Genomic DNA, 24,065 nt, shown 5'->3' on the forward strand with positions numbered 1-24,065 from the left:
AATGAGCCGACCCCCAAAAGTTAGACCTGGAAATCTAACTTTTGGAGGTTTTTTTGTATGGCAAAATACAGTTTTGAATTTAAACTTAAGGTTGTCCATGACTATTTATCTGGTCAAGGAGGTACACGGTTTCTCGCAAAAAAATATGGGTTTAAAAATAGTTCTCAAATAAGGAAATGGATTAATGCCTATAAAGAACTTGGTGAAGAAGGACTACTTCGTAGTCGAAAAAGTAAGAATTACTCTGTTCAATTTAAGTTAGATGCGATAGAGTTGTATTTAACTACAGAGTTCTCCTATCAAGAAGTGGCCAATCTTCTCAAAATGAACAATCCACCATTAATTGCGAATTGGCTTAAAACATATCGGAATCTTGGTATAGATGGACTCTCCAAACAGAAAGGACGTCCACCTATAATGCCTAAGAAAAAACGAAATGAAACCCAGCCATTATTACCCAGTGAACAATCTCAATTAGATAAACTAGAAAAAGAAAATAGAATGTTAAAAATTGAGAATGCCTATTTAAAAGAATTGAGGAGGCTGCGTTTAGAGGACGAACAAAAAATGAAAGAATCGCGCGAACCATTCACAGCCTCCGAGGACACTTTCGATTAAAAGATATTTTGGAAACCCTAAGGTTTCCAAAAGCCACTTACATGTACTGGCAAAAACGCTTCGACAGAACAACTTCAACACAAATGATTGAAGAAGAAATTCAAGCGATTCGTAAGGAACATCAACATTATGGCTATAGAAGAATGACACAGGAATTGAAACGACGTGGATATCAAGTAAATAAAAAGAAAGTACAGAGATTAATTCAAAAGCTACAGTTACAAGTCAAAGCATTTACCAAGAAATCTAGGAAATATAATTCATATAAAGGAACTGTTGGGAAAGTAGCTAAAAACTTGATTCATCGAAGATTCAAAACTTCGGTCTCTCATCAAAAAATTACGACGGATACAACTGAATTTAAATACTATGAAACAGATGATGCGGGCATTCTTCGACAGAAAAAACTATATTTAGATCCGTTTATGGATATGTATAACAGTGAAATTCTAAGTTACAGCTTTTCTACTCAACCAAATGGTAAAACAGTTATGGCAGGGCTAGAAGAAGCAATTTCTCAAACAAATGATTGTCCCTATCGTCGCACCTTCCACTCTGATCAAGGCTGGGCTTATCAAATGAACACCTATATACAAACATTAAAGGATAATCGTATCTTTCAAAGTATGTCTCGGAAAGGAACCTGCTTAGATAATTCTCCTATGGAGAATTTCTTCAGTATTCTAAAGCAAGAATTGTATTATGGAAAAGTTTATCAAAGTCAAAATGAGTTACGACAAGCCATTGAGAACTATATTCATTATTACAATCATTATAGAATCAAAGAAAAACTTAACTGGAAAAGCCCAGTAGAATTTCGACATTTCAATCAAAAAACTGCATAAAAAATAGAGTGGAGAAATCCACTCTACAAAAAGTCTAACTTCTTGGGGTCACTACAGAGTAACTAATTTGTTGAGGTTCTTTTTTATGTTTTTATAGAAAATACCTAATTAAATAAATAGATAAAAATAAATCTCTTTTTGTGTTAAAATGCTATTGAAATGAAAATAATGATTAAAGGGGAGTTTACAATTGGATGGGGATCGCATTAAATTATCACAACAAAAATTACATACGTCTGCAACAAAATATAAGGTTGGATCATAACAAGTTCAAGACATTTTACAAAAGCTTCAATCAGAACAAGACACAATTCAAGGAAATTGGGAAGGTTCAGGGTTTGATAGCTTCAACGATCAATTCGCTGCGCTTAAACCAAAAATTTCAGAGGTCGGCGAACTGTTGGATCAAATCAACAAGCAATTGAACCAAGCCGCTGAGATTATGGAGGAAACAGATCAAAATATTACTTCAGCAATCGGTCGCGGACTTTAATAGAGGTTAGACTAAAGTATGTTAGCAAATAAAATGTGGAAACAGACTATAATGGATTCTAAAATGTTGGATGAAAACAAACAATTCACTTTTACTATTAAGCAATTGACGAATTTGTTCAATATTCAGATAGAAAAATTTTATGATTTTTTGACTATTTCATATGAAGGAGACAGGGATACGGAGGAGGATGTCCTATCTTATGAACAGTTTGAAGAATTCAGGAAAAAAAATTTTGGAAGTAAAAGAAATTACGAAACTTCATGTAATGAAGTTCGAATAATTGATTATATTAATCAACAGTTAACAGTTGAAGATCAATATCTATTAGGAAAATCATTTATTCAATATTTAAATTCACGTTTAACATTAATGACAGATAAAAGAATTTATTACTTGTTAAGTTTAGAGGAAGATATTTTAACTATCTTTTTTTATCAGGAGTGGGATACTAATGATACCCCATTTAATGAAAATTTGGACGAGTATAATAATCCTGTTGTAATTTATACAAGTGATGAATTACCTAATAATATAATTAATAATGTCTAAAGATGATCTTTTTCGCTATTTTACCTATCAGTTTATATAATTTCGTTTATGAAGAGTAGCCTAGTAGTTTTCGATAGGTAGGCTTTCTTTTAGAAGTAACATTGAACAATTAATACTTGATGAAAAGAAGTTTTAATATCAACTTGAAAAATTTCATTGATCTAAAAACAAGCTACTATACACAATCTTGAATTCAAATACTTTTAAATAATTCAGAAATTGAAAAAGCATTAAAATATTTAGGAGAGTGATACAAATGTTGTGTAATAGTTTATGGGAAAATAATATTCAAATATTTGATGCACAAATGCACAAACAAGAATTAATGCTTACTTTAGACGAAACAGACTCACTATTTAATAGGAAAATTTTTGATATTTTTGGTTGCTTAATATTAGATTGTACTTTAGATAGAAGTGAGGAAATAGAAATATCTCAGGAACAATTTGAAGCTGTCATTGAATACAACACTGATAGAACTGGCTACGAATATTCAAGCAATGAGTTTCGCATTATAGATTATATTGAGAAAGATTTAAGCATAAAGGATCAGTATCTATTGACTATGTCCTATATTCAGTATTTGAATTCTCGCCTAACTTTAATGACGAAAAACAAGATTTACTATATATTATTTTGTAATGAAACTATTTTACAAATGCGATTTTATCAAGAATGGCAAGGAGATAGTTCATTGTTCAGTAAAAACATAGAAGATTTTGACCATCCTTTTGCAATGTATGCTAGTAATGACGTACCTTGCAATCGTGTAGTGATTAAGCCGTAAATGATGACTAACATTATGATAAACGTACGCACTCACTATTAATAGTAGCCTGCCAGTTTTTGATTAGTGGGCGTTCTCTGTGAATTAAATAATTACCCAATTGAGTTATGTATCACAACAAGAAATAGAGTTGAGACAAAATATTCTGAATCAAATTAAAACAACTACGTATAAAAAAATTTCGATCAAAGAAACAATTTAACGAAGTATTTAAATTTAAAATTAACAGAAAATAAGGAGATATACTCATGAAAGAAGAATCTAAGAAAGCAAGAAATGAAATGAAGGAACAAAGCAGACCATATCAAACATATGGCTACTATTTAGCAATTCCGATTGCTTTTATAGTATTTTATATATTCTCGTTTTTAGACTTCAATGTGAACTCTGTAGGCACAATCCTACTTGTGTTTACTATTTTAGCAAATATAAATGCTAGAAAATTAACTTTAGTATCTAAACGAAAGTATGTAGCTCCAATTTTAATATATGTTGTAAATGCGATAGGGTTACTATTTTTTGTTCCGATAATTATTGAAATATCTAATGGTGGGACAGGAGATGTTTTTTTAGGTTTAGCAGGGTTAATTTCAATACCTATTCAAATAGTAGCATGGATATTCTTTTTTATAACGGCGAATGATATAAAGAAAGCTTATCCAGACATGAAACAAGTTGCTGCGGATGCTCGTCAAAATTATTTGAATTTAAAAAAGAGTGCTCGCTGAATAACCTTTAATAAAGTAATGAGGTTGTGACAAAAATCGAGCAATTTATAAAACGCTGTATAGCCCCGAAAAGTTGACCTTTTCAGGGCTATACATAGTAGAAGAGCTTGACTTTTTCACACCATCTATCTTGATCTACGTCACATTTATTTATACGCAATTGCAAACAAGTTTATATCATCATTAACACAACTTTGAAGTGAAATTCTTTCTCCACCGCCAGTTCCTACGATAAGATCCCAGTAATTTCTTCCTGTACCAACTTCTTCACCGTAATCATCTAACTCAAGCATTGTACGTACAGTATAAGTGGTAGGTGTACCATTAGCATCAGTTACAACGATTTGGCTGCCAACGCTTAGTGAAAAGACAGTTGAAAATGCGCCTGGGTTATGCCCGATAAAATGAGTATTTTGACCATCATCACTAGATTGAACGGCTGCACCACCCCAAGTGGAAGCAACGCCGGCAGGATTTGAATCAATAATACTTTGACCACTGCCTTGACCGCCATTTTGATACGAAACGGTTTGACCAGCCATTGTAATTGTCATTGGTGCATAGGCAGGTTCTGCTTGGACTGTAGGAGCGCTTGTAGCTGCTGCTTGAGTCGTATCAGCAGGAGTTGAAACAGGTTCTTCAACTTGAGGTTCAGCAATCGGTTCACTTTTGGCAACGATGTGAAACGTTTTTTCTGCTGCTGCTTGGTTACCGCTGCTGTCAGTTACTGAAAAATGAACAGTTTGAGTGCCGACGACCGAAGTATCGACAGTTTCAGTGGTTGCTAGTTTAGCTGTGATGTCGCCATCTTTATTATCATTAGCAGTTACATCTTCAAAAATATCAACAGGAGCATTTTGTTCAATCGTTTCTTCTGGTGCAGTAATAGTAGGTGCTGTTGTATCTTTTGCAGTTTCTGAAGTGCTAATTTGTTTCACTTTTGGTGCTGCTTTTTTTGAACTTAGTTCTTTTTCAGTAGGAACATTTTTAACTAACGTAACTTTTTCTTTTGAAGATTCTGTTTCCGCTTGATTAGCCCGACTGACAGCATCACTAAAAATATAGCCGCCGATCACTAAAATCACGCCTAAAATACTAATGAATCCAATAATAATCGTTTGTTTAAATGTTTCTTTTTTCATGTAGAATCCCTCCAATATAGTGGTGAGACTTTCCATTTATCGATAAACTTTAAATCCGCGCTGTTTATATTTTCATAATAAGAGCTGTTTTTAAATAAACCAATTGACGTGCGCTTTGGATTGATTTCAAAGTAAGGAATATGATGCTATAATTATTGGTAAATAAGGATTTCTTCAAAAAAAACGTAACTAATGGAAATTTTTGAAGGAAAGTAGTTTAGTGGAAAAGAGGAGAGATTATGGAACGGTTATTATCACCATCTATGCATCGAAGAGTGTTGTTGTTGAACCTGTTAAGTAGTTCCAATGGTTGGATTACCTCAGATTACTTAGCTGAAAAAATTGAATGTTCTAAAAAAACTATTATGTTGGATTGTCAGTATGTAGAAGATCGCTGGTCAGATTATTTGACGATTGAAACTTCTAGAAAACATGGGATTCGTTTGATTACATCGCCGCACAAATCGATTCATGAAATTTACAATGAAATCATTCAAGAATCCAATGCGTTTACATTACTAGAATCGATTTTTTTTCAGCCTAATAAACAAGCAGCTTATTGGGAACAAAAATTATTTTTAAGTAATTCTAGTTTGTATCGCTTATCTAAGGTAATTGGCACAGCTTTAAAAGATCGTAATATCCAGATGGATCGCTCGCCTTATTTTGTTCATGGAAAAGATGAACGACAAGTACGCTATTTTTTTACAAGCTATTTTATAGAAGTTTATGGTATTCGAGATTGGCCTTTTCAATTAGACCGGAAAAAAGTTTTTAACCTGACAAATAAAATTAATCAGAAATTTAATTTAGAATTAAATGACAGCCAAATCGTTCACCTTGCTTATTCCATTGCGGTGACAATTATCAGAGAACGTCAGGGATTTCTAATTCAGTCTAAAAAAGATCCGATGAACATTTTTGTCAAAAGAACGACTGATGTGAAAAAATATCAGTCAGATATAGAAGAAATTGCCGAACCTTTAGATGTTGTTTTACCTGATAATTGGTATGAGGATTTTTGTTATTCCATTTTTTGGTGGGATTTTGGCTGGGATAATGAACAAGAAAAACAGAATGTCATTCATCAAGCTGAAAGTTTAATTGATACAGTCAAAAATGCTTTATCGATTTCAATTTCAGAACAAAGTAGGTTTAGTATTGTTCATTTAATTGAATATATCTACGCTAAACATAAGTTATTTCCATATAAGCAATTTATGGTTTATGACCGTTACCTATATTCAAGCAAAGCGATTAAGCAAAATTTTATCGTTTTTACTGCGGTAGTCACCAAAGCATTATCTGTTATTGAAATGAAAATGAAATTTCCATGGAAAACAATGTATTTAAATAGCATTCTTCATGAAATGGCGATACGCTGGGAAAATCTTAGTAAGTTAACAGATGAAATGAGGCACCAAGTCTCAGTGTTAGTTCTGAGTGACTTAGGGAAAGAACATGCCCAATTACTAAGTTCAGTGTTAAAAGATAATTTCCAAAATAAAATTCTACTTTCTGTCCAAGAAAATCATTTCTATAATGAGTTTACTAATCAATCTAGTCAAGACTACGATTTGTATGTATCGAATTACACAATTGAGGAGATAGACTCCGAGGTAAATATGATTGTTGAAGATATCCCGTCTTTTAAAAATTTGACCGATTTACGAAAATATATTGATAATAGAAGATTGGTTTTACCAAAAGATATTGCGTATTTAAATGGATAATAATTTTGTTTTTTTTATAATTATGAAAATGTTATTAAAAATAATGATTGTCTTTTAATAATTGATAATGATATACTAAAAAAGCACTACTATTATTATTTAAGGAGAGAAAAATGAAAAAGAAAGCTTATAGAAATACACCGGCTTTTGTTTTTTTAAGTTGGGGATCATTTGCCTTTTTCGTGGCATTGATGTTAGTCGGTTTATACACATTGAAGGAGCCTTTGATGGTTAAAGGTTACTACTTAATGGGATCAGTTGGGCTGATTTCTTCCTCATTCACATTATCTAAAGTGATTAGAGATAACCAAGAAGATGAAGAGCGCTATAATCAAATGTTCCGCGCGATGGATGGACCGACAAAAAAGGAAGAGACAGATACACATATTTAATAAGTTTGTAAAGCCTGGACGAAAGTCTGGGTTTTTTTGTGAAAGAAATTTTAATCAGTCAGCTTTTTTTAATGTTTTATCGGCAGAAATCACGTATAATAGTAGATAGTGAAATTTCAGGGAGGGGTAAATTATGGCTTATCAAGCGTTATATCGTGTATGGCGTTCACAGCGTTTTGATGATGTTGTGGGACAAAAAGCGATTACTCAGACATTAAAAAATGCGATTATACAAAAGAAAACCTCACATGCCTATTTGTTTACCGGACCTAGAGGAACAGGGAAAACTAGTGCGGCAAAAATTTTTGCTAAAGCAATTAACTGTCAACATAGCGTTGATGGTGAACCTTGTAATGAATGTGAAACATGTATTGCTATTACAGAAGGTCGTTTAAATGACGTCATTGAAATTGATGCGGCTAGTAATAATGGTGTTGAAGAAATTCGTGATATTCGTGATAAAGCAAAATATGCACCTACTCAAGCAGAGTATAAAGTTTATATCATTGATGAAGTCCATATGCTTTCTACAGGTGCTTTTAACGCATTATTGAAAACGTTAGAAGAACCGCCTAAGAATGTTATTTTTATTTTAGCAACAACTGAGCCGCACAAGATTCCGCTAACGATTATTTCTAGAACACAACGCTTTGATTTTAAACGAATCGGAACACAAGATATTGTGGATCATCTGGCGTATATTTTAAAGCAAATCAATGTCGAATTTGAAGAGCAGGCTTTATATGTCATTGGCCGGGCAGCAGAAGGCGGGATGCGGGATGCCTTGAGTATCTTGGATCAGACCATTTCATTTAGTGATGAAAAAGTAACCTTGGCAGATGCTATGCAAGTGACTGGCAGTTTAACTTACGAAATGATGGATCAATATATTTCTTGTTGTGTTACAGGTGACGTGGAACAGGCCTTAGAAACGCTAGAAAGCATTCTTAGTTCAGGCAAAGAAGCTCGAAGATTTTTGGAAGATTTGTTATTATATTGCCGAGATTTGCTTATGTTCCAGCAAGCACCAAAATTATTAGCAGAAAAAGTTGGAAATTTAACAGATAAGTTTAAAGAATTAGCTGGACAGACTTCGGCAGAAAAAATTTATCAGATGATCCAAATCTTAAGCGATACGCAAAACGATATCCGTTTTACTAACAATGCAAATATCTATCTAGAAGTTGCTACAGTCAAATTAGCGAAATCAGTAAAAAGAACCATAGAAACTTCTGAGGAACCAAAGCAAGAAGTAGCTAGTTCTTCCACTGAATTGACTGCCTTACAGCAGCAAATCGAAACTTTACAAAAAGAATTGGCTGGGATCAAGAAAAATGGTGTTGCTGCGAAAGAGCCTGAACCTGCTAAAACAACCCGAGTAACCAGTAGTAAAAATGCCTTACGGATTCCGACAGAACTGGTTTATAAGGTTCTAAATGAAGCAACCAGAGATCATTTATTAAATGTCAAAAACGTTTGGGAAGATTTACTTCAGACACTATCTGTTACACAACGGGCAATGTTAAAAGCAAGTGAACCAGTTGCAGCAGGACCTAAAGGCTTAGTGATTGCTTTTGACTATGAAATTGTCTGTGGACGTGCGATGGATGATGAAGAGTTACAGTTAGCTGTTCATAATAATTTGAGTCGATTGGCTGATTATGCACCAGATATGGTTTGTATTACGAAAGAAAGTTGGCCTAAATTACGCCAATCATTTATTAGCCAAAACAAAGATTCGATTGGAACATCCGATTCAGAGGAGTCAGTTTCAAATGGAGATTCTCATTTTATGACAGAAGCAGAGCAACAACCTGAACCTGAAACAAACAACCAAGTAGTCGACGAAGCCATTGCCATGTTTGGCACAGAGCTCGTTGAAGTAATAAACGATTAAGAGGAGACGATAATTATGATGCGTGGCATGGGAAATATGCAAGGGATGATGAAACAAGTCCAAAAAATGCAAAAAGATATGGAAAAAGCTCAATCTGAGTTAAACGAAAGAGAATTTGTTGGAGAAGCAACGAATCAATTAGTAACGGCAACCTTTACTGGCGATCGTAAATTGAAAGATATTTCTATTAAAGAAGATGTTGTTGACCCAGAAGACGTAGAAATGCTTCAAGACCTTGTGATTATGGCAGTAAACGATGGTTTAGCAAAAGTTGAAAAAGAAACAGAATCGACTATGGGCAAATATACAAAAGGATTACCTGGATTTTAAAATGATGAACAATAAAAAAGATCAGATGGAGTATTTATTACTCCATCTGATCTTTTTATTAAAAGCTTATTATAACAAGCTTTTAATAATGTTCGAAGCTGATTTCCCTTCAGGAAGTGGAAATAGAGGGAATATATGAGGCATTTTATCGTACTCATAATAATTGAAATCAGTCGGATTTTGTTCCACCATCGTTCGTGTATCCGGATTAGTAATATCAGCTGTTCCAGAAAAAATGTGAATAGGTGAAGTATCTTTAAAGTTGCCATAATACGGACTAATCAAAGGATCATTCAAAGAGGAACCAGTAGCAACCCATTCTCCAATTTGACCTAAAGCCTTCGAAGCTGAAATGAAATCAGATTTTTGTGCAATTTGAATTTGAGGATTAGAAAAATCAAATCGAACTAAAGGAGAGATAGCAATTATTTGTTTAGGGTTCTTTAAATTACGTTTTTGTATTGATTGAGCCAAAGATAATGCTAATGTTCCTCCAGCTGAATCTCCCATAATGGTCAAGTTGGAAAAATCTACGTCCAGATTTCGATAAAAATCAACTAGAAACTCACTCATATCTTCAAAAGAAAACTCAGGTGCTAAAGGATAAATAGGGACATATATTTCTATATCCAGACTGCGCATGATATTTTCAATATAAGACCAATGAAGTTCACTCATGGGTAAAACAAACCCACCGCCAGCTAAATAAATTAAACTTTTTTGACTTGCCTTTTGTTTCTGGCTGATTTTATAAAATGGAAAAGACAGACTTGTATCATAGTAAACTAAAAAATCCTCCGTCATTTTCTTTGAGGGCGTTGCCAATTTTTTCTGTTTTTGAGCAATAGCTGCTTGCAAATCTGCACCTTCTAACGTCCAAATCTTATTAATCTTTGCCAAGCGTGCAAATAGTTTGAGAGCTTTACTTTGAATACTTTCCAAAATGATTTTCCTCCAATTTTTCGGCCCATGATTTTTCTAGTTCTAATTGTTGATATTCAAGTTTTAATGAAGCCGTTGCTAAATCGCTAAAATGTTGATATTTCATTTCTTGCGGAGGTTCATCAGTGGCTTGTAAATTAGCTACTTGCTTTAAAAGAAATTCTTGCCGTTTTAAGCAAGCACTAATAAATTCTTGAATTAAAAACTGTCGTTGCTGTTTTTTTAATAAATGAAAGGCATTAGTTTTTATATGGAAAAGTTTGATAAAATTACTTTGATCTGAAACATCCATCATTAACTCAAAAAAATATGTTTTACCATAGTTAGTAATTTGATAATTTTGAATCTGTCGATTGTCACTTGTTGTCTCAGTATTAGCTAGAACGATTACTTGTTTTGCCAGCATTTTTTTCAGAGTAGTTGAAAGCGTTCCCCGACTAATATGAATCCATGGTTCAATGATTTTAGATAATTGGTAAGCATGCGTAGGAAAATACATTAATATGGATAGAATAAATAGCTCGTACAACAAAAATCACCTCATAGTTGTATAGTTTTAATAAAACTATACAATATAATTGTTAAGTTGACAATAATTTTATTTTTGGGCATCATTATTTCAGTTTTCTTGAGAATCAATATTCTACAAAATTAACTAAAAAAAATGGTATAATGAGCTGAGTTTGTATATCAGATAGATACAACGTTTGAAAGGATTTGTTGAATATGCATTACCCAGAACCAATAGCTAAATTAGTTGAAAGTTACATGAAATTACCCGGAATCGGTCAAAAAACCGCTGTCCGTTTAGCTTTTCATACTCTTGATATGAAAGAAGAAGATGTGAATGCATTTGCGAAATCCCTAATCAGTGTCAAACGCGATCTACATTTTTGTAGTATTTGCGGGAATATAACAGAAGAAGATCCTTGCGAGATTTGTCAGGATAAAAGTCGGGATCGTAGTATTATTTTGGTTGTTGAAGAGCCGAAAGATGTGATGGCTATGGAAAAAATGCGGGAATATCATGGCTTGTACCATGTACTGCACGGTGTATTGTCACCAATGGAAGGAACTGGTCCCGAAGATATTAATATCGCTTCATTAATTCAACGGTTACATGATGATGAGGTTAAAGAAGTCATTATTGCGACAAATGCAACGACAGAAGGTGAAGCAACAGCGATGTATCTTTCCCGTTTAATTAAGCCGGCAGGTATTATTGTAACCAGATTAGCTCATGGTTTGTCTGTGGGTAGTGATATTGAGTATGCAGATGAAGTGACTTTACTAAAAGCTGTAGAAGGTCGTCGTGAACTTTAAAAATTAAAACCATCAGCTAATGATTAAGAGCGTATCTTCGATCATTAACTGATGGTTATTTATTTTTCAACAATACTAATTGTAAATCCGTCATAACCCTTAACTCCAACAGTTTCAATCGCAGTGGACGTTAGTTTGGTTGAAGTGGCAAGATCATCAACAAAAGAACGTACGCCTAAAACTCGCTTATCAGAACTAGCTGCGTTAATTACAGCACCATCGCGTACAACATTATCACCAATAATAACGGTACCGCAACGAGCGAGTTGTAGCGCATACTCCAAATAAACGGAGTTATTTTCTTTGTCTGCATCAATGAAAATAAGATCAAAAGGAGTTGTTTGAGCGTCTACCATTTTTCTTAAACTATCAGAAGCGGCACCTACTAAAATTTTCGTTTTATCAGAAACACCAGCAAGAGCTAAATTTTTTCTAGCCACTTCAGCATGTTTTTTATCAAATTCAAGCGAGATCACTTCTCCATCAGAACCTAGTGCTTTGGCAAACCAGAGTGTGCTGTACCCACCAAGCGTACCGATTTCCAAGATACGTTTAGCTCCTTTGATCTTTGATAGTAGATAAAGAAATTTTCCTTGAGAAGGTGAGACATCATGCGGCGGTAATTGATGTTTTTGGTTATTTTTCAGAATTTGCTCAAAAATGGGATCATTTTCTACTAGTTTTTCAATAAAATAGTTATCAACTTCTGTAAATAATTTTTCCAAAGCATTCACTCCTATTCTTCTTTATAGATTGAGTATATACTTATGGGAATGAAAAGCCAAAATAAGTAAACTAAATAACAGGATACTAAATTATTTGTAAGAGTGAAGGAATTCAATTAGACTGATTGTCAGAGATAAAGTATAATAGATATAAGGAATCATAGTAAGTAAGGGGATTAGTGAAGTGCAAGGTATTTTTATAACAATTGAAGGTCCAGATGGTGCTGGAAAAACAAGTGTATTACATGAATTATATCCAAAATTGGACTTAGTTGCAGAAAGAAGTATTATCAAAACAAGAGAACCAGGCGGCATTCCCATTGCTGAGAAGATTCGTCAAATTATTTTAGACCCAAGAAATCAAGAAATGGATGAGCGGACGGAAGCTTTATTATATGCAGCAGCACGACGTCAGCATTTAATGGAAAAAGTTTTACCGGCGTTAGAAGAAGGTAAGATCGTTCTTTGTGATCGTTTTGTTGATAGTTCTTTGGCTTATCAAGGAGCAGGTCGCCGAATTGGTGTCGAAGCAATCGCCTCAATCAATGAGTTTGCAATTGAAGGCACGACGCCTGATTTTACGATTTATTTAGATGTTGATTCTGATACAGGTTTGAACCGCATCAAAAATAATCGTCAACAGCAAATTGACCGCTTAGATTCAGAAGGACTTGAATTTCACCAGCGTGTTCGTCATGAATACTTGAAATTAGTCGAAGAAAATCCTGAAAGAATCACTAAGATTGATGCTAGAATGAGTTTAGAAGATGTTGTAGCAGCAACTTTTGAAGCAATTACTAAACGTTATCCAACATATTTTAGAAATTAGGAAGGTGAATACACATGAAAATTATTTTAGCAATTGTCCAAGATAAAGACAGCAATCGTTTAGCCAATGAATTTATTGATGCCAACATTCGAGCAACAAAACTATCATCAACAGGCGGATTTTTAAAGGCTGGTAACAGCACATTTATCGTGGGGATCGATGATGACCGTGTTGAAGAAGCCTTAGAATTAATTAAAAAAACGTGCCAATCTCGTAAACAATATGTATCTACTCCAGTGACCTTAGATATTACGATGGATGGACAAGTACCTTATCCTGTAGAGGTCGAGGTGGGCGGAGCAACAGTTTTTGTTCTCCCAGTAGAAGGGTTCCATCAGTATTAAGATGACAGAAGCACAAGTATTAAGTGAACAACAACCGCTGCTTTACCAGCAGCTTCAGAAAAGTTTTGAGCATGGTCGTCTTGCCCATGCTTATCTTTTTGAAGGCGATACAGGAACTGGTAAAAAAGAAGTTGGCTTATGGATGGCGAAACATGTTTTTTGTACTAATCTGATTGAAAATAATCCATGTAATCAATGCAATAATTGTACACGGATCAATGAAAATGAACATCCGGATGTGTTAAGAATTGCTCCTGACGGTCAGACGATCAAAGTCGATCAAATTAGAGAACTAAAAGCTGAGTTTAGTAAAAGTGGTGTAGAAACTGCTCAGAAAGTTTTTCTAATTGAGCAAGCAGATAAAATGAGCGTTGGAGCTGCGAATAGCTTGTTAAAATTTTTAGAAGAACCCGAAGGAAAAGTTTTGGCAATCTTGGAAACCACTTCCTTAGCTAAAATTTTGCCGACGATTCAATCAAGATGTCAAGTGCTTCATTTTCAACCGTTAAACAAGGAAAAGCTGGTAAATACATTAGAAACATCTGGGATTAATAAAAATACTGCGCTACTTTTAGCAGAACTCACAAATAGTTTTGACAAAGCAGTTGAAATCTCTCAAGATCAATGGTTTAATGAGGCTAGGGAAATTATTCAACAATGGTTTGAGTATTTAAAAAAAGATGATTCTCAAGCCTTTATCTATGTTCAAAAAAAGATGATAAAAGCGTTTAAAGAAAAAGAACAGCAAGCGCTGAGTTTTGATTTATTACTGGCTTATTATCGTAAAGAATTCACTGACTCTGTGTCAAATGAACAGATTAAACGAGTGATAGAACAGCAAGCACAAAGAATTGAACTAATTTTAAAAGCCCGCCAAAAGTGGGAAGCTAATGTTAGTTGGCAAAGTGTTTGTGAGCAGTTAGTGATCCGAATGATTCACCCTAAAACAGTAATAGGAGGATGAAAATGGTAGAAGTAGTAGGAGTTCGCTTCCGTGAAGCCGGTCATATCTATTATTTTGCTCCTGGAAAATCAGAGTATTTTTACAATGATAAAGTTCTTGTGGAATCACAGCAGTCTAAACAGCTGGCCACAGTTGCGATACCGAAAAAAACGATTGATCCGGAAGATTTACCTGAAGAGTTAAAGCCGATTTTAAATAAAGCATCAGACACTGATCTAGAAAAAGAACAAAAAAATATTGATGATGCAACTGCTGCATTAAGCATCGCGAAAGAAAAAATTCGTGCCCATGAATTAGAAATGAAATTAATTCGTGTCGAATATACATTTGACCGTAGCAAAATGGTCTTTTATTTTACTGCAGATGGTCGAATTGATTTTCGTGAGTTAGTTAAAGATTTGGCAGCAATTTTCCGTACACGTATAGAATTACGCCAGATTGGGGTAAGAGACGAAGCCAAAATTTTAGGTGGAATCGGTCCGTGTGGTCGTCAATTGTGCTGTTCAACATTTTTAGGTGATTTTATGCCTGTGTCTATTAAAATGGCGAAAGATCAAGGATTGTCGTTGAACCCTGTGAAAATTTCTGGTTTATGCGGGCGCTTGATGTGTTGTCTGAAATACGAAAATGATGAATATGAAGCAGCGAAAAAAGAATTGCCTGATTATGGAAAAGAAGTGATTACCCCAGATGGTAAGGGTAAGGTAGTCGGACTGAACTTATTAAGCCGTATCATTAAAGTTCGCTTAGTTGGACGTGAAATGGCTGTTGAGTATGACTACGAAGAAATCAAAGAAGCAACTGAAAAATCCCAATCTGAAAACAATGGTGATCGCAATGGATAAACGCTCTTTATATGACGGTTTGAGTTCCTTAGAGACCGATTTAAAAGGAACGTTAGGGCAATTATCAGAAATTAAAGAAGCTTTACACGAGTTAGTTGAAAAAAATACAACGCTTGAAATTGAAAATCAACGCTTACGGGAACATTTGCAAGAGCTAACCAAATTAGCAGCTGAACCAAATGACTCTGTTAAGCAAGAGTTATCAAAATCTCGAATGAATTTGGAAAAGCTTTATGAGGAAGGCTTTCATGTCTGCAATATTTTATACGGTTCTCGTCGTGAAAATGATGAGGAATGTGCTTTTTGTTTAGATGTGATCTACGGTGAACGTAGTAAATAGCAAAATAATTAAAATTGAGGCTGTGGCAAATATTGTCTCAGCCTTTTTATAATAATGTAACATGCAAAGGAGCCACTATGCAGAAACAGAAAAGTTTTGATTCTGGTAATTCTGGGGTACTATATCTTGTTCCCACACCAATTGGTAATTTAGAAGATATGAGCTTTCGCTGCATTAATATGTTAAAAGAAGCGACGATTATTGCCAGTGAGGATACACGTAATACTCAAAAATTATTGAATCATTTTGAGATTTCTACACCGCAAATTAGTTTTCATGAACATAATTATAAAGAACGGATTCCTCAATTTATTCAGCGTTTGGAAGCTGGCGAAGTGATTGCTCAAGTGAGCGACGCAGGTATGCCGTCAATTAGTGATCCTGGACATGAATTAGTGGCAGCTTGTATTGAGGCAAATCTGAAAGTTATTGCTTTACCAGGACCAAGTGCGGGTATCACTGCGCTAATTGCTTCAGGATTGATGCCACAGCCATTTACGTTCTACGGATTTTTACCTAGAAAGAAAAAAGAACAAATCGAAGTATTGGAACGTTTAAAGACTGATGTACCCACTCAAATTTTTTATGAATCACCTCATCGAATTGCGACAACTGTAAAGCATTTTTCAGAAGTATTTGGAACAGAGCGAAAAGCAGTTATTTGCCGTGAACTGACGAAATTACACGAAGAATATTTGCGAGGAACATTGGAAGAACTTAGTAAATATTTAGCGGATCATACCTTAAAAGGAGAATGTTGTTTGTTAGTGGAAGGTTTTTCAGGAACAGCTGATGAGGGAAATGAAGACCTTGCTTTACCGCTAAAAGAGCATATTGAATTGTTGATAAATGCTGGCAGTTCTTCAAAAGAAGCGATTAAAGAAGTAGCAAAGCTTCGTGGGTTGAAAAAGCAAGAGGTCTATAAGGAATATCATGTGAATTAACTAGAGTTTCATGAAAATAAATCAACGCTACTGTTGGTTTATTTTTTTTGGTTCCATATTCAATGTCTGGTTCAACACATAATAATTATAATTGGTCTATATGTCATTTTTCATAACATTAATTGTCAGAAAATTGAAATTATTTTTGAAAAATCAGAGATTATTATTGTAATTTTTCAGAAAACGATGATAAAATTACCGACAAAGCTAAATGAAGGTTGGCTTAATTTAAAAATGGAGGGGTTTAAGATGGAAACAGAAAATATCGCATTTATTTTAATTTGTTCAGCGATGGTCTTTTTAATGACGCCTGCATTGGCATTTTTTTACGGAGGATTGGAACGGCGAAAAAACATTCTTAACACTATGATGATGGTTATTTGTGTAATGGGATTGGCTTCGGTGCTTTGGGTTATTTTAGGTTATTCGTTATCGTTTAGTGGGGAAAATACTTTCATTGGAAATTTTGATAAAATTTTCTTTAATCACGTTTCCATGACTGAAGGAGATACGATTCCAGAAGGTTTATTTGCTGGATTTCAAATGATGTTTGCGTTGATTACGACTGCAATTATTACTGGGGCAGTTGTTGGTAGAATGCGTTTTTCAGCTATTTTTATTTTTATAGCGATTTGGTCAATTGTGGTTTATTATCCGATGGCGCACATGGTTTGGGGAGGCGGATTTTTAGAGGAGATTGGCTCAATTGATTTTGCTGGAGGAAATGTGGTTCATATTAGTTCAGGTGTATCTGGTTTAGTTTTAGCTTTAGTTGTTGGGAAACGCAGAGAATTTCATCAGACTGAATATCGTCCACATAATATTCCATTTGTAGTTCTTGGCGCCGGTTTGTTGTGGTTTGGTTGGTTTGGATTTAATGCAGGATCAGCTTTAGCGGCAGATGGTTTAGCAATTCATGCAATGATGACAACGAATACAGCGGCAGCAACAGGAATGCTTTCGTGGATGTTGATTGAAAAATTATCAATTGGGAAACCAACGATTGTTGGTGCTTGTACAGGAGCTATTGTAGGATTAGTTGCGATTACGCCGGGAGCTGGTTTTGTATCGCTTTGGAGCTCGTTTGTTTTAGGAGCTTTGGTTAGTCCGTTTTGTTATTATTTTATTTCATTTGTGAAGCATAAAATTGGTTATGATGATGCGCTGGATGCTTTTGGTTGTCACGGTGTTGGCGGTATTTTTGGCGGAATTATGACAGGGATTTTTGCAGATCCGGCAGTTGGTGGTAAAGTGGGCTTGATTTATGGTGGTACTGACTTATTTATAGCTCAAGTTGGCAGTATTGTATTTACGATCATTTTTGCTGCAGCAGCGAGTTTTATTATTATCAAAGGGATTCAATTATTTATGCCAATTAGAGTTTCAGCAAAAGAAGAAGCAGTAGGTTTAGATCGAATTGAACATGATGAAACGGCTTATCCAACATTTATGGGCTTAGATTCGTAGGAGGAAGATAGATGAAAAAAGTAGAAGCGATTATCCAACAGGAAAAATTAGAAGAGTTAAAAGAAAAAATAAATGAAAATAAAGAAGCTAGCGGGATGACGGTGAGTCAAGTACTGGGTTTTGGTAATCAAAAAGGAATTAAAGAATATGTTCGTGGACAAGAAATCATTACGACCTTACTGCCGAAAGTTAAAGTAAGTTTTGTTGTTTCAGATGAAAAAGTAGAGGAAGTTATTTCAATGATTTTAGCCACTTGCCAAACAGGTGAGGTTGGTGACGGTAAGATATTCGTATATAATGTTGAAGAAGCAATTCGGATTCGGACTGGAGAACGTGGAACTGAAGCGATTTAAATAGAGAGGAAATAAGACTGATTTTTAATAAGTTGGTCTTATTTTTTTATTTATTTAGTAGTTAGATTTAATTGCTATTGAACAAATGTTCGTATATAATGGAGTGAATAATAATATGGATTAGGTGTAAATATGATAGTTGAAGATGTCTTATACGGTTCATTTGAAATTGAAGCTGTTTTAGCTGATTTAATTTTATCAAAAGAGGTTCAACGGTTGAAAGATGTTCATATGGCGGGGCCGGCTTTTTTAATTAACTCTACTTGGAATGAAACAAGATATGAACACTCAATTGGCGTTATGTTGCTGATTCGAAAGCTTGGCGGATCAATTGAAGAGCAGATTGCTGGATTACTTCATGATGTGTCACATACTGCATTTTCTCATGTGGTTGATTTGGCTTTAGCGAATGAGGCGGATGATTATCATGAAAAGATAAAACAGCGAATACTTGAAACTTCAGCGATTCCAGAGGTATTAAAAAAATATGGCTATGATTATCAAAAACTACTATTAAATGATGAACAGTGGGGCTTATTGGAGCAAGAAGCGCCATTATTATGTTGTGATCGAATTGATTATACTTTAAGAGAAGTTTACCGATATTTTTCTGTTTCAATCGATGAAATTCATCAGTTTTTAACAGCAATCAAAATAATTTCGGATAAAATTGTTTTAGAGTCGATTGGTTGGGCAGAATGGTTTGTTGACCAATATAAAAAGATAGTTATTGATTTTTTCTACGATCCTAGAAATATTTTTAGTTATGATTGGATGGCTCAGATAATCCGGCTTGGATTGGATAATAATAATTTGACTGAAGCTGATTTAATGATGACTGATAACCAATTTTTAGCAACCTTAAAATTAATCAACTCGGATAAAATTCAAGAATTACTTGAGAAAATAAATCAACCGCCGAATTATACCGTTGTTTCTAGTAATGAAGAGTATGATATCTTTCAAAAGAAAAAGCTGCGGCTGGTAGATCCGTTAGTTGAAGTCGATCATGAAGTTATTCCAGTTTCAAAAGTATCTAGTGATGTACGGAAAAAAATTGAAAAAATGCGGTTTAGTAGTGAAAAGGGAATTTATTTAAAACTAACTTGAAAAATGTTTGCGCGTTTTATGAACATCAAAGAAGGGGTGGTAGAATGATTAGTGAATTGCGTTTTCCATTAAAAAAAGATACTTCCCGTAAGATTATTCATATCGATATGGATGCCTTCTTTGCCTCTGTTGAAGAGCGCGATCATCCGGAGTTAGTTGGGCATCCTTTGGTCATTGCACGCCATCCTAGTGATACAGGTGGTAAAGGCGTTGTGACTACAGCGAATTATGAAGCCCGCAAGTTTGGAATTCATTCAGCGATGAGTGCCCAAAAAGCTTTTGAGCTTTGTCCGGAAGCAATTTTTAAAGCGGGGGATTATCAGAAATATTCCGAAATTTCTCATCAGATCAGAGAAATCTTCAGTCGTTATACAGATATTATTGAACCCGTTTCAATTGATGAAGCGTATTTAGATGTGACGATAAATAAAATCGATAGTAAATCAGCAATTAAGATTGCCAAGCTAATTCAATATGATATCTGGAATGAACTTCATTTAACTTGTTCAGCTGGAATTAGTTATAATAAATTTTTAGCCAAATTAGCGTCTGATTTCCAAAAGCCGAAAGGTCTAACGGTTGTTATGCCTGATGAAGCTGAGGAATTCCTAAAAGCACTTCCGATTGAAAAATTTCATGGTGTTGGTAAGAAGACTGTGCCAAAAATGCATGAACTAGGTATTTTTACTGGAGCAGATCTTTATGAAAAAGATGAGATGGAACTGATTAGCAGATTTGGAAAAATGGGTTATTCGCTTTATCGAAAAGTTAGAGGCATACATGATTCTCCTGTAAATGTAACTAGAGATCGAAAATCGGTCGGTAAAGAACATACATATGGTACTCCGCTAACAACGGAAGCTCAGGTAACAGCACAATTAAGACAATTAGCCGAAAGTGTAGAATCGGCTTTAAAGAAGGTTCAAAAACATGGGAAAACAGTTGTTTTAAAGGTTCGTTACGCAGATTATACAACGGTGACTAAGCGTCAAACTCTGCCAGAATATGTCTCAAAAAAAGAAGAATTATTCTATCAAGCCAATTTGATTTGGGAAGAAATTCTTGGTCTAGATGAAGGAATTCGTTTGCTAGGGATTACGGTCACAAATCTAGATCCGATGTCGTACGAAAATATTGTATTGCCTTTATGGGAAAAGTCAAACGAGGGTGATCAAATAAATTTGGATGAATAAGTGATTTTTCGATTAGTCTGACCTATTGTTTATTCAATGGGACAGCTTGAAATTTTTGTTTTAGTTCTATAGGGGTGTTAGGCTTAAATAATAATGTTTGCTAAAAGGGGAGAAATAAATGAGTAAAACAGTCATGTGGTTTCGTAAAGATTTGCGCTTTGAGGATAATACAGCTTTCAATGAATTGTTGAAACAGAGTAAGCTTGAGGAAGAACTCATTTGCATTTTTCAGTTAAATCCAGCACAGTTTATTGCAGATAGCTTTAATCACAAGAGTTTTTTCAAAAGTGTGTATGCATTTGTTGAATCTGCCAAAGCTAAGAAAATCAAGATTCATTTTTTATCTGGAGATCCGGAACATAGTTTTCAGGAATTTAAAGAAACATATCCTGATTGGCAGACTATTTATTTTAATCTAGATGAACGTGGTTTCGGGCGAGAACGTGACCAAAAAATGTTGGATTTTTTCAATGGAAAACAGATAAAAGTGTATGCTTTTCAAGACAGTCATCTTCATGGCGTAAAAGAAATCAGAAAGCCAAATGGCGAAAATTACAAAGTCTTTACACCTTATTTTAGACAATGGCTGACAAAACCGAAACGATCTTATGAGAAGACACAAAAAATTGAAAAGTCATTTAGTCAATTATCACATCCTATCTTTGAAGAAGGGCAGCAAGCATTTAAGCAGTTGATAAATGATAGTGAGCTGCCTTTTGAATACGATTGCGGTGAATTAGTAGCAGAGAGATACCTAAAAGAGTTTATCAAAGAATACTTACATGATTATGGTGATACTCGTGATTATCCAGCATTAGATCAAACAAGTAAATTATCCAGGTTTCTTAGGACAGGAGAATTGTCGATTCGTAAAGTATGGCATGCGGTTAATGCAGAGCCAGATTCGAATGGTCGGCAGACGTTTATTTCTGAGTTATGTTGGCGAGATTTTTATAACATGATTTATTTCGATTACCCTCAACAGAAAAACGAAGAGATCAAAGAACAATATCGACAATTGCAGTGGAACAATAGTGACTATTATTTTGATTGTTGGAAAAATGGTAAAACAGGTTACCCGTTGGTTGATGCAGCAATGAGGCAACTGAACCAAACAGGCTGGATGCATAACCGTTTACGAATGGTTGTTGCATCATTTTTAACGAAAGATTTACTAATTGATTGGCGTTGGGGTGAACGTTATTTTCAACAACAGCTAATTGATTACGATCCTGCCAGTAATATTGGCGGCTGGCAATGGGCTGCATCAACCGGGACAGATGCAGTTCCATATTTTCGAATATTCAACCCAATCACGCAAAGCGAACGGTTTGATTCTAAAGGTGACTTCATTCGTCAGTTTGTACCGGAGTTAGGGAATGTACCTAATAAATATATTCATATGCCGAGCACGATGCCTAATGAAATCCAACAATCAAGTCAATGTGTGATAGGCAAAGACTATCCAGAGAAAATTATCGATCACAGTAAAATTCGCTCGAAAGTTCTTAGTTTTTTTAAAGAATAGTCATAACAAATAAGCTGAAATAGTCACTTTTTCAAGAGTGGTAATTTCAGCTTATTTAATTGTTAATTTTATAAAAGTGATTCAGCACCATCAATATAAAGTTCTGTTCCAGAAATATTTGCAGACGCATCTGTCGCAAGAAATAGAACAGCTTTAGCAATTTGCTCACTAGTTCCAGTTTCTTGTTTTAGTGGACGATTACCTTCAGGATACTCAATTTTGATTTCAATTTCTTTTAGTGATTCAGACAAAATTGTTTTTTCATTAATAGCTGTATCAATTGCACCAGGACAGATTACATTTACACGAATATTATAGCGAGCTAGTTCTAATGCAGCCATTTTAGCAAATGCGACTTGTCCAGCTTTCGATGTACTATAGGCTGAAGAGCCGAAGTTATCAAATATTCTAGTACCGTTAATTGAGCTAGTAATAATAATGGAGCCGCCGTTTTCTTTCATATGAGGGACCGCAAATTTTGTACAAAGAAAGGTACTGCGAAGATTTGTATTAATTGTACGATCCCATTCAGAGATAGTTAAGGATTCTAAAGGAGCCCAAGTCCCATTAATACCGGCATTACTGAAAAAAATATCCAATCCTTGCATGCTGAAATGTAATTCATCAATTGCTTTTTTTAAATTTGCTTCATCTGTTACATCCGCATTCCGATAATAACAATTTGCTCCAGTTTTTTTAAATTCCTTTGAAATAGTTTCTAGTTTCTTTTTATCAGCATCAATCAACCCAACCATTATTCCTTGTTCAATAAACAGTTTTGCTGTAGCATAACCAATTCCTGAAGCAGCACCTGTAATAATCGCTTTTAAAATCTTTGAAGAAGGCGGTTTTGTCATTTCAGCTCATCCTTTGCGTGTTTCTTTTTATTGTAATATAGATATGTTGGTGTAGCTAATGATTAGGTAGGAAATAACATTATAAAATAAAAAAGTATGGATAAAAACTAGTACTCATTTTTGTCCACACTCGTTTTATTAAATTAATTCGGATTTTTTTATTTGTTCGTAGGCTTGGTCAGCATCATGACATTTTTCCCAAATCACAGCTTGTCCAGAAGCCAATGATTTTTTTACATCAATAATACGTTGATTGCTACTGCCTCGAAATTGCAGATTTAAGTTTCGTTTAGATAGTTCAAAACGCCCATCTACCAAAATATCAATTTTATTTAGTAATTCAAGTTTATCATTAGATTCCAGTAGTAATTCTTCAAATGTGTAACCGGACCAAGACCAAATATCTTTTTGCGTACCAAATTCTTGGTGAACACGATCCACCACCGTTAAGCACACTTCTGTATTTAAAAAAGGCTCTCCACCAAGTAAGGTCAAACCTTGAACATAATCATGGGAAAGATCTTCAATAATTTTGTCTTCTAATTCTTTTGTAAATGGCTTTCCATAGCGGAAATTTTGAACTGCTTGGTTGAAACAACCTTCACAAGCAAAAAGACAGCCGCTAACGTATAAACTGTTTCGAACACCTTCACCGTCGACAAAGTTAAATGCTTTGTAATCTGCGATATAATTTTGACTAAGTTCTTCTGCTAGCCATTCTTGTGGTTTAGGATTTCTCATATTTCGTCATCCTTTCAATAAAAACGATGGTTACAGCAATTTC

General features: G+C 34.6%; 26 protein-coding genes and 1 pseudogene. 21 read left to right on the top strand and 6 right to left on the bottom strand.

What is annotated here, in order from left to right; all coding sequences use genetic code 11:
* Nucleotides 1-57: 57 nt before the first annotated feature.
* The 5 genes and pseudogenes from C240_RS11855 to C240_RS11875 all read left to right on the top strand — a co-directional run bounded on the left by C240_RS11855 (nt 58) and on the right by C240_RS11875 (nt 4,023).
* Nucleotides 58-1,463, top strand: a pseudogene (locus C240_RS11855) (IS3 family transposase).
* A gap of 277 nt (nt 1,464-1,740) precedes the next feature.
* On the top strand, nt 1,741-1,956 hold the full coding sequence (locus C240_RS11860) for a WXG100 family type VII secretion target (RefSeq protein WP_271496109.1): 216 nt from the start codon (nt 1,741-1,743) through the stop codon (nt 1,954-1,956).
* A 51-nt stretch (nt 1,957-2,007) separates the two neighbouring features.
* Nucleotides 2,008-2,508, top strand: a complete 501-nt coding sequence (locus C240_RS11865; RefSeq protein ID WP_271495946.1) for a hypothetical protein — start codon at nt 2,008-2,010, stop codon at nt 2,506-2,508.
* Nucleotides 2,509-2,764: 256 nt separating this feature from the next.
* Nucleotides 2,765-3,295, top strand: coding sequence for a hypothetical protein (locus C240_RS11870; protein WP_271495947.1), 531 nt, complete (start codon nt 2,765-2,767; stop codon nt 3,293-3,295).
* Between the two features lie 248 nt (nt 3,296-3,543).
* Nucleotides 3,544-4,023, top strand: coding sequence for a hypothetical protein (locus tag C240_RS11875; RefSeq protein WP_271495948.1), 480 nt, complete (start codon nt 3,544-3,546; stop codon nt 4,021-4,023).
* Between the two features lie 146 nt (nt 4,024-4,169).
* Here C240_RS11875 and C240_RS11880 read toward each other — a convergent pair whose 3' ends face one another.
* Nucleotides 4,170-5,165, bottom strand: a complete 996-nt coding sequence (locus C240_RS11880; protein WP_271495949.1) for an immunoglobulin-like domain-containing protein — start codon at nt 5,163-5,165, stop codon at nt 4,170-4,172.
* Nucleotides 5,166-5,404: 239 nt separating this feature from the next.
* On the opposite strand from C240_RS11880, the gene C240_RS11885 reads away from it, so the two are divergent.
* The 4 genes from C240_RS11885 (at nt 5,405) to C240_RS11900 (ending at nt 9,517) form a co-directional block, all read left to right on the top strand.
* Nucleotides 5,405-6,898, top strand: coding sequence for a helix-turn-helix domain-containing protein (locus tag C240_RS11885; protein ID WP_271495950.1), 1,494 nt, complete (start codon nt 5,405-5,407; stop codon nt 6,896-6,898).
* Nucleotides 6,899-7,011: 113 nt separating this feature from the next.
* On the top strand, nt 7,012-7,290 hold the full coding sequence (locus C240_RS11890) for a YiaA/YiaB family inner membrane protein (protein WP_271495951.1): 279 nt from the start codon (nt 7,012-7,014) through the stop codon (nt 7,288-7,290).
* A 133-nt stretch (nt 7,291-7,423) separates the two neighbouring features.
* On the top strand, nt 7,424-9,187 hold the full coding sequence (gene dnaX / locus C240_RS11895; protein ID WP_271495952.1) for a DNA polymerase III subunit gamma/tau: 1,764 nt from the start codon (nt 7,424-7,426) through the stop codon (nt 9,185-9,187).
* Between the two features lie 15 nt (nt 9,188-9,202).
* The gene (locus C240_RS11900; protein ID WP_271495953.1) at nt 9,203-9,517 is read left to right on the top strand and encodes a YbaB/EbfC family nucleoid-associated protein; all 315 of its coding nucleotides are present in this window, start codon (nt 9,203-9,205) and stop codon (nt 9,515-9,517) included.
* Nucleotides 9,518-9,586: 69 nt separating this feature from the next.
* Here C240_RS11900 and C240_RS11905 read toward each other — a convergent pair whose 3' ends face one another.
* Complete coding sequence (locus C240_RS11905; protein ID WP_271495954.1) at nt 9,587-10,459, bottom strand: alpha/beta hydrolase fold domain-containing protein; 873 nt, start codon at nt 10,457-10,459, stop codon at nt 9,587-9,589.
* The gene (locus tag C240_RS11910; RefSeq protein ID WP_271495955.1) at nt 10,440-10,988 is read right to left on the bottom strand and encodes a PadR family transcriptional regulator; all 549 of its coding nucleotides are present in this window, start codon (nt 10,986-10,988) and stop codon (nt 10,440-10,442) included. The genes C240_RS11905 and C240_RS11910 overlap by 20 nt, the downstream gene beginning before the upstream one ends.
* 197 nt (nt 10,989-11,185) lie before the next feature.
* Between C240_RS11910 and recR the strand changes: the two genes are divergently transcribed.
* The gene (recR, locus tag C240_RS11915) at nt 11,186-11,782 is read left to right on the top strand and encodes a recombination mediator RecR (protein ID WP_271495956.1); all 597 of its coding nucleotides are present in this window, start codon (nt 11,186-11,188) and stop codon (nt 11,780-11,782) included.
* 59 nt (nt 11,783-11,841) lie between these two features.
* Here recR and C240_RS11920 read toward each other — a convergent pair whose 3' ends face one another.
* Nucleotides 11,842-12,507, bottom strand: coding sequence for an O-methyltransferase (locus C240_RS11920; protein WP_271495957.1), 666 nt, complete (start codon nt 12,505-12,507; stop codon nt 11,842-11,844).
* Between the two features lie 184 nt (nt 12,508-12,691).
* On the opposite strand from C240_RS11920, the gene tmk reads away from it, so the two are divergent.
* The 11 genes from tmk (at nt 12,692) to C240_RS11975 (ending at nt 22,424) form a co-directional block, all read left to right on the top strand.
* Nucleotides 12,692-13,336 (top strand): dTMP kinase, encoded by a 645-nt coding sequence (gene tmk / locus C240_RS11925; RefSeq protein ID WP_271495958.1) that lies wholly within the window; start codon nt 12,692-12,694, stop codon nt 13,334-13,336.
* 14 nt (nt 13,337-13,350) lie between these two features.
* Entirely contained in the window at nt 13,351-13,680 is a 330-nt protein-coding gene (locus C240_RS11930) for a cyclic-di-AMP receptor (protein WP_010760520.1), read from the top strand.
* 1 nt (nt 13,681) lies between these two features.
* Nucleotides 13,682-14,644 (top strand): DNA polymerase III subunit delta', encoded by a 963-nt coding sequence (holB, locus tag C240_RS11935; RefSeq protein ID WP_271495959.1) that lies wholly within the window; start codon nt 13,682-13,684, stop codon nt 14,642-14,644.
* 2 nt (nt 14,645-14,646) lie between these two features.
* Nucleotides 14,647-15,489 carry a PSP1 domain-containing protein gene (locus C240_RS11940; RefSeq protein WP_271495960.1) on the top strand — a complete coding sequence of 281 codons (843 nt, stop codon included), beginning with the start codon at nt 14,647-14,649 and terminating at the stop codon, nt 15,487-15,489.
* Complete coding sequence (locus tag C240_RS11945; protein ID WP_271495961.1) at nt 15,482-15,829, top strand: DNA replication initiation control protein YabA; 348 nt, start codon at nt 15,482-15,484, stop codon at nt 15,827-15,829. The genes C240_RS11940 and C240_RS11945 overlap by 8 nt, the downstream gene beginning before the upstream one ends.
* Before the next feature lie 77 nt (nt 15,830-15,906).
* Nucleotides 15,907-16,773 (top strand): 16S rRNA (cytidine(1402)-2'-O)-methyltransferase, encoded by an 867-nt coding sequence (rsmI, locus tag C240_RS11950; protein ID WP_271495962.1) that lies wholly within the window; start codon nt 15,907-15,909, stop codon nt 16,771-16,773.
* A gap of 249 nt (nt 16,774-17,022) precedes the next feature.
* The gene (locus tag C240_RS11955) at nt 17,023-18,240 is read left to right on the top strand and encodes an ammonium transporter (RefSeq protein WP_271495963.1); all 1,218 of its coding nucleotides are present in this window, start codon (nt 17,023-17,025) and stop codon (nt 18,238-18,240) included.
* 11 nt (nt 18,241-18,251) lie between these two features.
* Nucleotides 18,252-18,593, top strand: coding sequence for a P-II family nitrogen regulator (locus C240_RS11960; RefSeq protein WP_271495964.1), 342 nt, complete (start codon nt 18,252-18,254; stop codon nt 18,591-18,593).
* A gap of 132 nt (nt 18,594-18,725) precedes the next feature.
* Nucleotides 18,726-19,703, top strand: a complete 978-nt coding sequence (locus C240_RS11965; protein WP_271495965.1) for an HD domain-containing protein — start codon at nt 18,726-18,728, stop codon at nt 19,701-19,703.
* 44 nt (nt 19,704-19,747) lie between these two features.
* Entirely contained in the window at nt 19,748-20,896 is a 1,149-nt protein-coding gene (gene dinB, locus C240_RS11970; protein ID WP_271495966.1) for a DNA polymerase IV, read from the top strand.
* Nucleotides 20,897-21,014: 118 nt separating this feature from the next.
* Nucleotides 21,015-22,424, top strand: a complete 1,410-nt coding sequence (locus C240_RS11975) for a cryptochrome/photolyase family protein (protein WP_271495967.1) — start codon at nt 21,015-21,017, stop codon at nt 22,422-22,424.
* A gap of 68 nt (nt 22,425-22,492) precedes the next feature.
* Here the strand turns inward: C240_RS11975 and C240_RS11980 are convergent, their stop codons facing one another.
* Both C240_RS11980 and nrdG read right to left on the bottom strand, forming a co-directional pair.
* The gene (locus tag C240_RS11980) at nt 22,493-23,281 is read right to left on the bottom strand and encodes an SDR family oxidoreductase (protein WP_271495968.1); all 789 of its coding nucleotides are present in this window, start codon (nt 23,279-23,281) and stop codon (nt 22,493-22,495) included.
* A 138-nt stretch (nt 23,282-23,419) separates the two neighbouring features.
* On the bottom strand, nt 23,420-24,022 hold the full coding sequence (gene nrdG, locus C240_RS11985; RefSeq protein WP_271495969.1) for an anaerobic ribonucleoside-triphosphate reductase activating protein: 603 nt from the start codon (nt 24,020-24,022) through the stop codon (nt 23,420-23,422).
* Between the last annotated feature and the right edge of the window lie 43 nt (nt 24,023-24,065).

The sequence above is a fragment of the Enterococcus sp. 5H genome (assembly GCF_028128615.1).
GTDB lineage: Bacteria > Bacillota > Bacilli > Lactobacillales > Enterococcaceae > Enterococcus_L.

Excerpts from the sequence above, each read along its gene's own strand:
- C240_RS11865 (WP_271495946.1), top strand. The coding sequence starts at position 2,008 with ATGGATTCTAAAATGTTGGATGAAAACAAACAATTCACTTTTACTATT.
- C240_RS11870 (WP_271495947.1), top strand. The coding sequence starts at position 2,765 with ATGTTGTGTAATAGTTTATGGGAAAATAATATTCAAATATTTGATGCA.
- C240_RS11875 (WP_271495948.1), top strand. The coding sequence starts at position 3,544 with ATGAAAGAAGAATCTAAGAAAGCAAGAAATGAAATGAAGGAACAAAGC.
- C240_RS11880 (WP_271495949.1), bottom strand. The coding sequence starts at position 5,165 with ATGAAAAAAGAAACATTTAAACAAACGATTATTATTGGATTCATTAGT.
- C240_RS11885 (WP_271495950.1), top strand. The coding sequence starts at position 5,405 with ATGGAACGGTTATTATCACCATCTATGCATCGAAGAGTGTTGTTGTTG.
- C240_RS11890 (WP_271495951.1), top strand. The coding sequence starts at position 7,012 with ATGAAAAAGAAAGCTTATAGAAATACACCGGCTTTTGTTTTTTTAAGT.
- dnaX (WP_271495952.1), top strand. The coding sequence starts at position 7,424 with ATGGCTTATCAAGCGTTATATCGTGTATGGCGTTCACAGCGTTTTGAT.
- C240_RS11900 (WP_271495953.1), top strand. The coding sequence starts at position 9,203 with ATGATGCGTGGCATGGGAAATATGCAAGGGATGATGAAACAAGTCCAA.
- recR (WP_271495956.1), top strand. The coding sequence starts at position 11,186 with ATGCATTACCCAGAACCAATAGCTAAATTAGTTGAAAGTTACATGAAA.
- C240_RS11930 (WP_010760520.1), top strand. The coding sequence starts at position 13,351 with ATGAAAATTATTTTAGCAATTGTCCAAGATAAAGACAGCAATCGTTTA.
- holB (WP_271495959.1), top strand. The coding sequence starts at position 13,682 with ATGACAGAAGCACAAGTATTAAGTGAACAACAACCGCTGCTTTACCAG.
- C240_RS11940 (WP_271495960.1), top strand. The coding sequence starts at position 14,647 with ATGGTAGAAGTAGTAGGAGTTCGCTTCCGTGAAGCCGGTCATATCTAT.
- C240_RS11945 (WP_271495961.1), top strand. The coding sequence starts at position 15,482 with ATGGATAAACGCTCTTTATATGACGGTTTGAGTTCCTTAGAGACCGAT.
- rsmI (WP_271495962.1), top strand. The coding sequence starts at position 15,907 with ATGCAGAAACAGAAAAGTTTTGATTCTGGTAATTCTGGGGTACTATAT.
- C240_RS11955 (WP_271495963.1), top strand. The coding sequence starts at position 17,023 with ATGGAAACAGAAAATATCGCATTTATTTTAATTTGTTCAGCGATGGTC.
- C240_RS11960 (WP_271495964.1), top strand. The coding sequence starts at position 18,252 with ATGAAAAAAGTAGAAGCGATTATCCAACAGGAAAAATTAGAAGAGTTA.
- C240_RS11965 (WP_271495965.1), top strand. The coding sequence starts at position 18,726 with ATGATAGTTGAAGATGTCTTATACGGTTCATTTGAAATTGAAGCTGTT.
- dinB (WP_271495966.1), top strand. The coding sequence starts at position 19,748 with ATGATTAGTGAATTGCGTTTTCCATTAAAAAAAGATACTTCCCGTAAG.
- C240_RS11975 (WP_271495967.1), top strand. The coding sequence starts at position 21,015 with ATGAGTAAAACAGTCATGTGGTTTCGTAAAGATTTGCGCTTTGAGGAT.
- C240_RS11980 (WP_271495968.1), bottom strand. The coding sequence starts at position 23,281 with ATGACAAAACCGCCTTCTTCAAAGATTTTAAAAGCGATTATTACAGGT.
- nrdG (WP_271495969.1), bottom strand. The coding sequence starts at position 24,022 with ATGAGAAATCCTAAACCACAAGAATGGCTAGCAGAAGAACTTAGTCAA.